At 39.2% G+C, this 12,094-nt stretch carries 12 protein-coding genes; 8 read left to right on the top strand and 4 right to left on the bottom strand.

Annotated elements, in window-relative coordinates; translation table 11 throughout:
* Positions 1-42 precede the first annotated feature (42 nt).
* From AAC073_RS05775 to AAC073_RS05795, 5 genes are read left to right on the top strand one after another with little or no spacing between them, the layout of a single operon-like run.
* Positions 43-1,437, top strand: coding sequence for a bifunctional UDP-3-O-[3-hydroxymyristoyl] N-acetylglucosamine deacetylase/3-hydroxyacyl-ACP dehydratase (locus tag AAC073_RS05775; protein ID WP_339922899.1), 1,395 nt, complete (start codon positions 43-45; stop codon positions 1,435-1,437).
* A complete protein-coding gene (gene lpxA / locus AAC073_RS05780) occupies positions 1,434-2,213 on the top strand; it encodes an acyl-ACP--UDP-N-acetylglucosamine O-acyltransferase (RefSeq protein WP_339922900.1) in 780 nt (259 codons plus the stop codon). Before AAC073_RS05775 ends, lpxA begins: the two co-directional genes overlap by 4 nt.
* Before the next feature lies 1 nt (position 2,214).
* A complete protein-coding gene (locus AAC073_RS05785) occupies positions 2,215-2,850 on the top strand; it encodes an ATP-binding cassette domain-containing protein (protein WP_339922901.1) in 636 nt (211 codons plus the stop codon).
* A gap of 43 nt (positions 2,851-2,893) precedes the next feature.
* Entirely contained in the window at positions 2,894-3,373 is a 480-nt protein-coding gene (locus AAC073_RS05790; RefSeq protein WP_339922902.1) for a hypothetical protein, read from the top strand.
* 16 nt (positions 3,374-3,389) lie between these two features.
* The gene (locus AAC073_RS05795; RefSeq protein ID WP_339922903.1) at positions 3,390-3,815 is read left to right on the top strand and encodes a nuclear transport factor 2 family protein; all 426 of its coding nucleotides are present in this window, start codon (positions 3,390-3,392) and stop codon (positions 3,813-3,815) included.
* A 34-nt stretch (positions 3,816-3,849) separates the two neighbouring features.
* Here the strand turns inward: AAC073_RS05795 and AAC073_RS05800 are convergent, their stop codons facing one another.
* On the bottom strand, positions 3,850-6,243 hold the full coding sequence (locus tag AAC073_RS05800) for a Smr/MutS family protein (protein ID WP_339922904.1): 2,394 nt from the start codon (positions 6,241-6,243) through the stop codon (positions 3,850-3,852).
* On the bottom strand, positions 6,244-6,594 hold the full coding sequence (locus AAC073_RS05805) for a DUF4296 domain-containing protein (RefSeq protein WP_339922905.1): 351 nt from the start codon (positions 6,592-6,594) through the stop codon (positions 6,244-6,246).
* Positions 6,595-6,700: 106 nt separating this feature from the next.
* Here AAC073_RS05805 and AAC073_RS05810 point away from each other — a divergent pair, with 106 nt between their 5' ends.
* From AAC073_RS05810 to AAC073_RS05820, 3 genes are read left to right on the top strand one after another with little or no spacing between them, the layout of a single operon-like run.
* The gene (locus tag AAC073_RS05810; RefSeq protein WP_339922906.1) at positions 6,701-7,579 is read left to right on the top strand and encodes a DUF58 domain-containing protein; all 879 of its coding nucleotides are present in this window, start codon (positions 6,701-6,703) and stop codon (positions 7,577-7,579) included.
* Positions 7,572-8,474 (top strand): hypothetical protein, encoded by a 903-nt coding sequence (locus AAC073_RS05815; protein ID WP_339922907.1) that lies wholly within the window; start codon positions 7,572-7,574, stop codon positions 8,472-8,474. Before AAC073_RS05810 ends, AAC073_RS05815 begins: the two co-directional genes overlap by 8 nt.
* Positions 8,467-9,507, top strand: coding sequence for a VWA domain-containing protein (locus tag AAC073_RS05820; protein WP_339922908.1), 1,041 nt, complete (start codon positions 8,467-8,469; stop codon positions 9,505-9,507). Before AAC073_RS05815 ends, AAC073_RS05820 begins: the two co-directional genes overlap by 8 nt.
* 131 nt (positions 9,508-9,638) lie before the next feature.
* On the opposite strand, the gene AAC073_RS05825 is transcribed toward AAC073_RS05820, so the two are convergent.
* Entirely contained in the window at positions 9,639-11,060 is a 1,422-nt protein-coding gene (locus AAC073_RS05825; protein WP_339922909.1) for a Gfo/Idh/MocA family oxidoreductase, read from the bottom strand.
* Between the two features lie 93 nt (positions 11,061-11,153).
* Positions 11,154-12,086: an amidohydrolase family protein gene (locus AAC073_RS05830; RefSeq protein WP_339922910.1), complete on the bottom strand. Its 933-nt coding sequence runs from the start codon at positions 12,084-12,086 to the stop codon at positions 11,154-11,156.
* Between the last annotated feature and the right edge of the window lie 8 nt (positions 12,087-12,094).

Raw genomic sequence — 12,094 nt, forward strand, 5'->3', positions numbered from 1 at the left:
AATCTGAATTGGTCCACCTCTAGTAAATAGTTATTTATTTTAATGAAAGTAAAACAGCATACCATAAAAAAACAAGTTACCGTGAACGGTGTAGGTTTACACACGGGAATTGTAGCTAACATGACCTTTGTACCAGCGAGCCCTAACCATGGATATAAATTCCAAAGAATGGATCTGGAGGGTCAGCCTATTATTGATGCAGATGTGGATAATGTTGTAGACGTTTCTCGAGGCACCACCTTAGAACAAAGCGGTGCAAGAGTATTCACAGTCGAACATGTGCTTGCAGCGCTTGTAGGGATGGAAATAGACAATGTACTTATCCAGCTTAATGGCCCTGAGCCTCCAATTTTGGATGGTAGTAGCATACAATTCATAAACGTCCTGGAAGAAGCAGGGCTTGAGGAACAAAATGCGCTAAGGAGATTTTTTGAAGTCCCAGAAAGCATTCATTACAAAGACAGCGCGAGAGAAGTAGAGATGGCAGCTTTGCCGCTAGACGACTTTAGGGTTACGGTGATGGTAGATTATAACTCACCTGTTTTGGGAAGTCAGCACGCTTCTATTACGGACATTGGCCAATTTAAAAGCGAAATCGCTTCCTGCAGAACATTTTGTTTCTTGCATGAGTTAGAAATGCTATACAAAAACAACCTGATACAAGGTGGAGACCTTAACAATGCCATAGTGGTTGTGGACAGGGTTGTCGAGGAGGCCGAACTAGCTAATCTAGCCAAAATGTTTAACAAGCAAAAGGTTGAAGTAAAGAAAGAAGGCATTTTAAACAATGTAGATCTAAGGTATAAAAACGAACCAGCGAGGCATAAACTGCTAGATGTGATCGGTGACCTGGCTTTGGTAGGGCGTCCACTTAAAGCTCAAATTTTAGCAGCCAGACCTGGGCATGCGGCCAATGTCGCTTTTGCAAAAAAAATAAAGCGGGCTATGGAAAAGGCAGGCCCTATGCATATCCCATACTACGATCCAAAATCACCTCCAGTTTTAGATATAAATCAAATAAGTAATATTTTACCTCATAGGTATCCTTTCCAATTATTAGACAAGGTCATATACCTGGATGATAAAGTGGTAGCAGGCGTGAAAAATGTAACCATCAATGAACCTTTTTTTATGGGACACTTCCCAAATAATCCGGTCATGCCAGGCGTTCTTCAAGTGGAAGCCATGGCGCAAACAGGGGGTATTCTCGTTTTGAGTACTGTTGAGGATCCTGAGAACTATTGGACCTATTTCCTTAGCATAGAAAATTGCAAGTTTAGGAAAATGGTTATACCTGGTGACACATTAATTTTTAAATGTGAATTACTGAACCCAATCAGAAGAGGAATAGCAAAAATGAAAGGGGAGGCATTTGTAGGTAATGCCTTGGTTTGTGAAGCCATAATGACTGCCAGCATTGTAAGAAAAGACGCATGATCAGTAAACTATCCGAAGTAAGTGAAAAGGCCCGTTTGGGAGAAAATGTTTCAATAGAAGCTTTCTCGTCCGTTCATCCTGATGTTGAAATTGGTGATGGCACATGGGTAGGCTCTAATGTAACCATCTACCCTGGAGCCAGAATAGGTAAAAATTGCAGAATTTTCCCTGGTGCAGTAATCTCTGCTATTCCTCAAGACTTGAAATTCAGTGGTGAATCGTCCCTTGTGGAAATAGGAGACAATACGACCATTCGTGAATTTGTAACTATTAACAGGGGAACTGCTGACAAACAAACCACCAAAATAGGGCATGACTGCCTGTTGATGGCCTATGTACATATCGCACATGATTGCTTGATTCAAAATCGCGTAATTATTGCGAACTCTGTGCAGGTTGCAGGACATGTAACCATAGATGACTGGGCTTTTGTAGGAGGCAGTAGTGCCATACACCAATTTGTGAAAATTGGGATGCACAGTATGATTTCAGGCGGATCTTTGGTAAGGAAAGATGTGCCCCCATTCACTAAAGCAGCAAGGGAACCTTTAAGCTATGCAGGTGTAAATTCATTGGGGTTAAGGCGAAGAGGGTTTGAAAGCAAAACCATCAGTGAGATTCAAGAAGTTTATCGTTTTCTTTTTTTAAATAACTGGAACAATAGCAGGGCCTTGGAAGAAATAGAAATTAATCTTCCTGCCACAAAGGAACGTGATGAGATAGTTAATTTCATTCGATCATCTGAAAGAGGTGTAATGAAAGGATATATTCAGTAATATGTTATCTGTAAAGCTGGAAGGAGGAGGAAAGAAATTTCAGCGTGAATGGATATTCAGAAACCTAGACCTTGACTTCACTGAAGGTACAAAATCGGCAATCATAGGAAGTAATGGTTCTGGAAAATCCACATTAATCAAATGCCTCTCCTCTCAAATGCCACTTACTGAGGGAAAGTTGCATTTTACTCTGAATAAAAAAGAGGTGTTAGAAGAGAATATTTACCAGCACCTGACCATTAGTGCTCCCTATCTGGATTTTCCTGAAGAGTTTTCTTTAAAGGAATTTTTGAGTTTTCATTTTAAATTCAAAAAACTTATAGATGGAATTGATATTCCTCGGCTAATCGAACTGATGTACCTTGAAAACTCAATAAATAAACCATTAAATTATTTTTCTTCGGGCATGAAACAAAGGCTAAAATTGGGCATTTGTTTTTTCTCCGATGCGCCATTTTTACTATTGGATGAGCCTACCTCAAATCTCGATGAGCGAGGAATTAGCTGGTACAGAGATTTAGTAGAAAAATACAGTAGCAAAAAGTGCCTGCTTATCGCCTCAAATGACACAAGAGAATTCGATTTTTGTGAAAAAATTGTTTCAATTGAAGATTATAAACTAAAGCGAATACTTTGATAAAATTCGGAAATGATTAATTTTACTTTTTAAGGATATGATTATGAGAACGCTAGTAAACAATTATTTGATTTTTATTTTGTTCGTGTTTGCAGCTTGTACGGAAAGTGGGACCGAAGATCCTAAAAAAACACCTGAAGAAATTGCAACCGAGCTGCTGACAGGTGCAAGTGGCAGCCAAACCTGGTCCTTAGAAAATGGAGGCTCCGTTTCGAAAGATGGGGCTACGGTTACATCCGACTTTAGCGGTTTTGAAATTCGCTTTATTGCCAATAATGCGGGCAATACCTATACGTCAAAAAACAGTAACTTGCTTTTCGACACCAATGGTAACTGGGCCTTTTCAGGAGCTAACTTTGATAAAATTATTCTTTCGGGAATTCAGCCAGCATCAAACAAAGAGATTTCCTTTACTAAAAATCAGGAGAAATTACGTTTGGAGTTTGTGGTTCCTGCACCTCAGAATGCCCGAGTAGATGCATTGGCAGGCTTCTATGTTTTTGACTTGACAATTATTAATTAAACAAACCCGATTAAAAATGTTCAAATACCTCTTTACCCTTTGTTTCCTTTTTTCTTCAGCATTAATGGCTCAGGAAAAGCAAGTAGCGGCAGTAGAAAGTGCCGTCACCGAATTGGTCAATGCCATGGTGGCAGGTGATGCTTCCCGTCTAGAAAAGATCACAGATTCTGAATTGACTTATGGGCACTCTAGTGGCTTATTAGAAAACCAAAGTGAATTTATCGAAGCATTAAGTTCAGGCAATTCCAATTTCACAGAAATAAACATCGAGAATCAAACCGTAAACATTACTGGAAAAATTGCACTTGTTAGGCATTTTTTAATTGGAAAAACTCTCAATAAAGGTAGCGGTCCTGAACCTGTAAATCTTGGCGTTTTGACCGTTTGGCACAAAAAAGGAAAAAGCTGGATTTTACTTGCTCGTCAGGCATACAAAAGATAATTAGATGGGGAGGGGTAACATTCATCAGTGCTTTTTAATTTTTAAACTGCACCAATGTTACCCCAGAGCCTCCTCTATCCGCATGCTCGTCCGAAAACCCTGCCACCGAGGAAGTACTTCTTAAGAGGTTCCTTGTTAGCTCCCTTAGAATACCATCCCCTTTTCCATGAATTACTTTGACATCATTGATGCCCAACATAAATGCGTCATCAATGAAATTTTGAACCAAAATTAATACTTCTTCCCCTCTTTTCCCTCTTATATCCAGATTTGGTGAGAAATTTGCCATCTTTGAAGAGGTGTCGTAAGTAATTCTTTTTTCTATCGCTCTCTTTTCCTTTTTAAGAGACGTATTTGATATTTTTTCCAATCGATTTAGATTCACCGTAGATTTAAGGTCACCAATAGTGACAGATACCTGCTTCCCTTTAATTCCAAGGACTTCTGCTAAGGCTCCATTGTCTTTAATTCTCACTTGGTCCCCTACGCCAATTGCCCCACTTTCAACCTTGATTGTTTCTCTTGGTTCAACAGGCTTTTTCTCGGGCTTTATTGCTGCCTTATGTGCATCAAACTCTTTCCTTATCTGTTTGGTTGTTTCTTTGTTTGCTTGAGATTCTTTGATAGAACGAATGGTATTCTCGATTTTCCGATTGGTATCATCTAGCAATACCTTGGCTTGCGCTTTGGCTTCATTTAAAATAACCTTTTGTTGACCATCTAAAGTCGCTTTTAGTGAATTGTACTCCCTTAGCTTGATGGCAAGCAACCTGTCTTTCCGCTCCACTTCAGCCATCAGGTTTTCATATTTACTTTTCTCACTTTCAACTTTGAGCAGCAACTTATCATACCGTACTCTCGTTTCTCCGATTTGTGCTTTCGCATGAAGAACAATTTCTTCAGGTATTCCTATTTTACCGGCAATTTCAAAAGCAAATGAGCTTCCTGGCTTTCCAATCTCAAGCTCATAAAGTGGCTCAAGCCTATCCACATCAAACCTCATTGCACCATTTACCATTCCCTGACTTTTGGAAGCCAGTTGTTTCAAGTTACCATAGTGAGTGGTAACCAAGCCAAAAGCACCTGACTTGTTCAAGGCCACCAATAGGGCTTCCGCTATTGCACCACCAAACTGCGGCTCTGTTCCAGTACCAAATTCATCAATGAAGAATATCGTTTTTTTATTGGCAAAGAAAGTAAAGTGCTTCATGTTCATCAAGTGTGAACTGTAAGTACTCAAATCGTTCTCTATATTTTGTTCGTCTCCTATGTCTATAAAAAATTGATCGAAGATGGCACATTTTGATTTCGGCTCCATCGGAACAAGCAAACCACATTGGTACATAAATTGCACAAGGGCTACAGTTTTAAGGGTAACGGACTTTCCGCCTGCATTTGGGCCTGAAATTACCAATAACCTATTGTTAGGATTCAGGTGAATGGTTACAGGTACAATTTCTTTCTTCTGCTGCTTGAGCGACATTTCCAGGAGTGGATGTCTGGCTTTTACCCAAGACATTTCTCTTTCTTTAACCATCTCCGGATTTATGCCATTGATTTTTACAGCAAATTTGGCCTTCGCTCTAATGAAATCAACCATTCCTAGAAAATAAAAGGCCCTTCTTAAGGTTGGTATGAATTCTCTGAGCTCGTCAGTTAGTCTCATAAGGATCTTCTGAACTTCCCTCCGCTCCATGTATAGGAGATCTTTGATATCATTATTGATGTCCAGAACTTCTGCAGGCTCAAGGTACACTGTTTGCCCTGTTGCCGATTCATCGTGGATAAATCCTTTGATACGCCTTTTATACTCAGCCAATACAGGAATGACCATTCTGCCTCCCCTTATAGTAATAGAGGCATCTTCAGGGGTAAACCCTTGCGCTTTTGCTGTCCTATAAATACTATCAAGTACTTTCCGAATTCTATTTTCTTCGTAAGAAAGTTGGGTTCGGACAAGGTTCAATTCCTTGGAAGCATTGTCCTTCATTCTACCCTTGTCATCAAGTACTTTATCTATACTAAACTCTAAAGGTATATTGTCTTCTACCATTCCCAAAAGTTGGTACAATTGGGGGTATTCTTCTGCATTTTTCTTAAAAAAAAGAACACAGCCAGAAAGTGTTTTTAATCCGAGTCGAATCTCATGAAAATCTTCTTCAAAGAGAAAAGTCCCTTCAATCTTCGCTTTGTTTAGATAAGGGTAAATATTAATATAATTATTACTAGGGAATGGATCACCTGAGACCAATATCTGTCTAAACTCCTCAGTTTGAGACAAAAGCCTACTAAGTAATCGTCGGTCTTTCGAAAAAGCAATTTTTTTTACAAAATCAGCCCCCAGAATACCTGTGCATTCTTGTCTGATTAAATCTTTGATCTTGTCAAAGTCTATTTTCTCCTCTAAATTATCAGGATATAATTTCATTTATGGCTGTTGGTTTTGCTGCGCTTCTTTTTCTTTGACTGACAATGAATCAATTGCCCGTTCATATAAATATTCCATTTTGGCGGCATCCCTCAAATAAAATTCCAAACTTTTAACATAAACTGAATCAGGGATACCGTACTTTTCAAAAATACGCCTTTCCAAAATCGGATAAAGGACCTTGGAAGAATCATACGGAATGGAGAGGGACTGCACAAAGCCCTCTGTCATATGTATTTCCACAAGAATATTGACCATGGTGTCTTCAGATAAAATATCATCTGAACCATTATTATCGCGACAGGAAATCGTCCCGAGAAGAAAAGCAAAAGCTATACATAGGTGTTTCACATTTCAAAATTACCTAATTCCTTTTAAAATTGACAATAAGTATAGGCTAAGTCGTTTTATTATTCGAATGAGACTGCTAAATTAGGCCTCTGATTCAAAAATGAAAATGAACCAACTGATAAAAAAGCTTAGAAAATATGAAATCCTACTCAGGAAAGTGGCGAATAGTCATCTCCAAGGGGATCATCTCTCTATTTTCAAGGGTGCCGGCCTAGAGTTTGACGATCTTCGTCCCTATCAGTATGGTGATGATGTGAGAACTATTGAATGGAAAGTTTCTGCAAAAGGACATGGGACATTTGTCAAAACCTTTAAAGAGGACAAAGACCAAAGCATTTATTTCCTTTTAGATGTCAGCGGATCCCAAGATATCGGTAGCAAAGTGCGTAAAAAAATTGACCTCGGTAAAGAAATTGCAGGGGTATTGACACTGGCATCCGTTCATGAAGGATCACAAGTGGGACTAGTAAGTTATTCTGATCAAAAAGAAACCATTATTACCCCAGGTAAAGGAACTCGACAAGCAGTTAAAATCATAAAAGGAATATTTAATTCAGAAACAAAATCAAAAAAAACAGACCTTAACGGCTTGTTTACATTTTGTCTCAACCTTATTAAAAAAAGGTCTATTCTTTTCGTCATATCAGATTTTATAGATGAAGAATATGAAAGGCCTTTAAAAGCCTTGGCTTTCAAACATGATTTAGTTGTATTGCAAATGACTGATCCAATAGAGTCGGCTTTGCCTTCTTTAGGTATAATTCCTGTTTTTGATAAAGAGGAAGATAAAACCACTTGGGTAAATACTGCTTTCGGTGGATTTTCGAAAAAAATCGCCACGTCATTTACTAGCGACAGGACCAACCTCAAAGATTTTTGCAAAAAGAACCAGATCAATTATCTTCAGATAGCAACTGATCAGGACATCGTCCTACCTTTGATGGAATTATTTAAGTTGAGAAATAAAACCATGAAACGTGGATAGAATAGTAAAACTAGGTTGTTTGGTTATCTTTCTTATCTCATCTATTCCCTTTGCTCAAGGGCAAGATGTTGTGGTAGAAGGATATTTTTTGCAGGATTCTGCAAAATTAGGGGAAAGAGTAGGCTATGTTTTAAAATCTAGCTATCCAAGTGATGTACCTGTAATATTCCCAGATTCAACTTATAACTTTGGGAATTTTGAATATTTGAACAAACAGGTATTTTCTTCCCTTTCAGAAGACAGTCTCACCTTGGACAGTGCCGTTTACTGGATTTCAAATTTCTCTTTAGATTCGGTGCAAGCTTTTCGCATGCCTGTGTTTGAAGTGCTAAACTATGACAGTATCAGTCATTTCCCTCAACCTGCTATGCTGGGGCTGACACTAACAATAGATGAAATACCTGAAGAACTGGCTTTCGAAGAAAACAACAGCTACCTCAATATACCTGTTGCTTTCAATTACCCATATTTAATCATTGGCATTTCAGTTCTGGTAATTCTAATAGTGCTCGCCTTCCTGGTATTTGGAAAAGGCCTCTTTAAGCGTTGGAAAGCTTATAGGGAACGAAAAAAATGGCGCACATTCATCTCCAATTGGGAAGGCTCTATGAATTCCCTAGTGAAAAACCCAGGTATTCAGGAAGCAGATGAGTTGTTGGGATTATGGAAAAATTATTTAGAGAATTTAACCGGCCTACCCTACAAGGAGTGGACCGCTACCGAAATCTCGGTTCACCTAAATAAACCAGAGATAATTAAGGACTTTAGAAAAGTCGAACTCATTATTTATGCCAACCGCGTAGATGATAATATTCAGGAAGCCTGTGATAATCTATTAAATATATCTGAAGGTCTATTGGAAGAAAAAATAGATAAAATTTACAATCATGACTGATTTCTCTTCCTTTTTCTCTTGGAGCTGGTTTTCTCCGGAAACCCTCCGCAGCTTTGAGTGGGAAAACTTTTTCTTACTTCATCTAATTTGGGTCATTCCAATAGTACTTTTAATCAGGAAGTTGATTAAAAAACTGCAAAAGCCAGTATTAGAACTCTCTCTACCGAAAATTGTCCCTTCCAAAAATCCATGGACTTACCTTCGGCTTATTCCTTCCCTATTCTTTCTGCTTGCTTTATGGATGGTGATAATAGCCCTCGCAAGACCACAACGAACGAATGAAAAGGTAGAACAATACACCGAAGGAATAGACATCATGCTGGTATTGGATATTTCCGAATCCATGGACTTACAAGATTTCACACCCAATAGATTAGAGGCAGCGAAAGAAACTGCAATTGATTTTATCAACGGTAGAATCGCCGATAGAATAGGCATGGTAATCTTCTCAGGTGAAGCTTTTTCTTTAGCCCCACTTACCACTGATTATGAACTTTTAACAGATTTGGTAAATAGCATTACCTTCAACATGATGGACGCCAAAGGCACAGCAATTGGCAGTGCTGTATCCACTGGGATCAACCGCATGAGGGAATCTGAAGCCAAATCCAAAGTAATGGTCTTATTGAGTGATGGAGACAATAACGCGGGAAACGTGGACCCGGTTTTCGCCGCCCAGCTTGCTGAAGCTATGGATGTGAAAATTTACACCATTGCTGTAGGTAAAGATGGGATGGTGCCTTATGGTACTGACTTTTTTGGCAGGCCACAGATGATAGAAAGTTACCTCAATGAAGAAACATTAAGGAATATAGCCCGCATCACTAAAGCTGAATTCTTTAGGGCTTCAGATGACCAGGCATTGGAAAATATATTCACGAAAATAGACGAATTAGAGAAGGCTGAAATCATAGAGTCCAGGTACAAAGAAACAATGGACTATTACAGGCCTTACCTCATGTGGGGGATACTGTTTTTCTTTGCGTGGATGGCTTTAAAAAGTACATTTTTCAACAATTTTCTATTGGATTAAGGATAGCAAAGAAACCTACAGACAAACCTTGAGATGCGCCAATGACCTAACCCATCTTTTCTATTTTTCATAAAATAGACCAAAAAAAGCCGACTTATTTATTAAGTCGGCTTTTTTTGGTCTATGATGGCTTAGCTCATCTCCCATCCATTTCTAACTGGTTCTTTAATGTATTGATCCACTTCACTTAAGCCAATTGCTTTAAGATTTTTGGCATCCCATTTAATTTTTTGTCCTTTCATTCTTAAGGAAAGCACGCCTAATAAAGTGATTTCTGTCAAATGAGCACCATACTCGAAGTTTGAACTTGCTGCCGGTCCTCCTTTTATAGCATCCACCCAATCTCTAAAATGACCATTGGAACGTGGAATAACTTCTTTAGGCTTTTTCAAATTTGCCGCTAGGCTCTCTGGAAAAACATGAGGCACTCGATCTCCTCCATTCACTATTACTCCTTTATCACCTACAAACAAAGTTCCTCTTGAAGGCCACTGATATCCTTCAGGCAAGGATGGATGAAGTTTGGGTTTAAGTCCACCTGAATACCAAGTCAATTGGATGGGCTTACCTGTATTGTTGTCAGGGAAATTATAATAACCAATCTCTCCATAAGGTGCGATATTTTCATTGCTAAATCCTGCAGGAAAAACCTCGATAGTATCAGGGTGACCAAGCTCAAAAGCCCAGGTCGCTGCATCCATATCATGGCAGCCGAAGTCTCCCAGAGCACCACAACCGAAATCCCAAAAATCTCTCCATGTCACAGGGGTATACCACTCATGAAAGGGGCGGTTGGCTGAGGGGCCCAACCATAAGTCCCAGTCAAAGCCATGAGGCTTTTGTGTATTGGTAGTAGGTACGGCTTGCATTTCGTCTATCCACCTTGAAGCTGGCACCCAAGAGTGGGTTTCCTGAACATTTCCAATGACACCAGCCCTAAGGTACTCAACTGTTTGACGTATGCCATCCGTACTATGCCCTACATTCCCCATCTGAGTAGCCAATCCAGTTTCTTTAGTCAAATCCTTGATCATTCTGGCTTCCCAAATATTATGGGTAAGGGGTTTTTCGCAATAAACATGCTTCCCTAGCTTCATAGAGGCGTAGGTGACAACGGCATGGGTATTGTCTGGGGTCGAGCAACAAATTGCATCCAAGCCCTTTTCCTTCTCGAGCATTTCCCGAAAATCAAGGTATTCATTTACTTTATAGTTTTCCGATTTGTCTTCAAAATGGTCTTCTACCATTCTTTTCACAGGGTTTCTTCCGGCGATGGACCTGTAATAAAAATTGGCAAGATCCCAGTACTCAGCAGGATCAGCAATGGCAGTGATTTGCACATCGTCAAGTTTCATTAAATCCTGGGCATTTTGTCGACCTTTACCCCCTACTCCCACCATGCCAACATTTACTTTATCACTTGGTGCTACATGACCTTTACCCCCGAGAACAAATCTTGGTACTATAAAAAAACCCGCAGCACTTAATGAAGAGGTTTTAATAAAATCCCTCCTGGAGCCAGGCTTTTTATCTTTATTTGGTTTATCAAGCATTGTTAATTTTTTTGTTTAATAAATATAAAAAAACTATCGATAATCTCCTTAAAACATTGAATTCCTAGCTACAACAATTTTATACCTGCCTTCTCATAACCTATATATGGATGCTGCATTTCTGTAATACAATTTTTTCTTTTCACTGAACGTCAAACCCTGAGTCATTGTATAAAAAACTTTTATCCAATCACGGTAACTTGCGGCTCTTAACAAAACCGGCCAATCCCCACCGAAAAGTACCCTATCAATCCCAAAGACCTCTAAGACGGTATCAAAATAAGGTTCCATCTGTTCAATACTTCCAACCGTTAAATCTGTTTTGGTCAGCATTCCTGAAATTTTGCATGAGACATTTTGCAAGGATGAAAACGGTGAAATGGCTTTTTCCCAAGTTTCCCAATCGTTGTTTCCAATATCAGGATTGGCTATATGGTCCAAAATTATCACCAAATTTGGGTTTGATTTAGCAAATTTAAATGCTGCCGGAAGATCCCTAGGTCGTATATTGAGATCATAAGACCAATTAAATTGACCAAGCAATTTAATACCCTCCAGAAAATTCTGGTGGCCTGGCATAAAAGCTTTCCGAATACCTTTAACAATTTTTCTTTCTGCCATTACCTCCATTTCCTTGGCCCCTGACATGCCCTTCTCTAATGGGAAATAGGCCACCATTCCAGAAATCCTCTTGTCTTTTTCTTGAATCCCTCTCACCCAATCTACTTCCTGAAGGTATTGACCAGGATCCCTCGCACATTCTACGAAAACCATTTTCTCAATCGGTAATCCAGCAGTCGCTTCCTTATAGTCTGCCAATAAGTAGTTTCTGGAAAGAGGGTTTTCAGGATTCTGTAGCCAAGGATAATCCAAGTGATTTAAATCCCATAAGTGGAGATGGGTGTCAATCAAGGGAATATCCTTTTCAACATCATTGGGATCAATGTCATAAAACGGAACTCCCCCAGGTAATGTCAAGGCAGCACAAGCTAAACCTCCTTTTTTTATAAAACCTCTTCTATGCATAGACTAAA

The sequence above is a fragment of the uncultured Cyclobacterium sp. genome, assembly GCF_963977555.1.
Lineage (GTDB): Bacteria > Bacteroidota > Bacteroidia > Cytophagales > Cyclobacteriaceae > Cyclobacterium.

What these genes read in the sequence shown, in the direction of transcription:
- AAC073_RS05775 (WP_339922899.1), top strand. Translation starts at nt 43, where the DNA reads ATGAAAGTAAAACAGCATACCATAAAAAAACAAGTTACCGTGAACGGT.
- lpxA (WP_339922900.1), top strand. Translation starts at nt 1,434, where the DNA reads ATGATCAGTAAACTATCCGAAGTAAGTGAAAAGGCCCGTTTGGGAGAA.
- AAC073_RS05785 (WP_339922901.1), top strand. Translation starts at nt 2,215, where the DNA reads ATGTTATCTGTAAAGCTGGAAGGAGGAGGAAAGAAATTTCAGCGTGAA.
- AAC073_RS05790 (WP_339922902.1), top strand. Translation starts at nt 2,894, where the DNA reads ATGAGAACGCTAGTAAACAATTATTTGATTTTTATTTTGTTCGTGTTT.
- AAC073_RS05795 (WP_339922903.1), top strand. Translation starts at nt 3,390, where the DNA reads ATGTTCAAATACCTCTTTACCCTTTGTTTCCTTTTTTCTTCAGCATTA.
- AAC073_RS05800 (WP_339922904.1), bottom strand. Translation starts at nt 6,243, where the DNA reads ATGAAATTATATCCTGATAATTTAGAGGAGAAAATAGACTTTGACAAG.
- AAC073_RS05810 (WP_339922906.1), top strand. Translation starts at nt 6,701, where the DNA reads ATGAACCAACTGATAAAAAAGCTTAGAAAATATGAAATCCTACTCAGG.
- AAC073_RS05820 (WP_339922908.1), top strand. Translation starts at nt 8,467, where the DNA reads ATGACTGATTTCTCTTCCTTTTTCTCTTGGAGCTGGTTTTCTCCGGAA.
- AAC073_RS05825 (WP_339922909.1), bottom strand. Translation starts at nt 11,060, where the DNA reads ATGCTTGATAAACCAAATAAAGATAAAAAGCCTGGCTCCAGGAGGGAT.
- AAC073_RS05830 (WP_339922910.1), bottom strand. Translation starts at nt 12,086, where the DNA reads ATGCATAGAAGAGGTTTTATAAAAAAAGGAGGTTTAGCTTGTGCTGCC.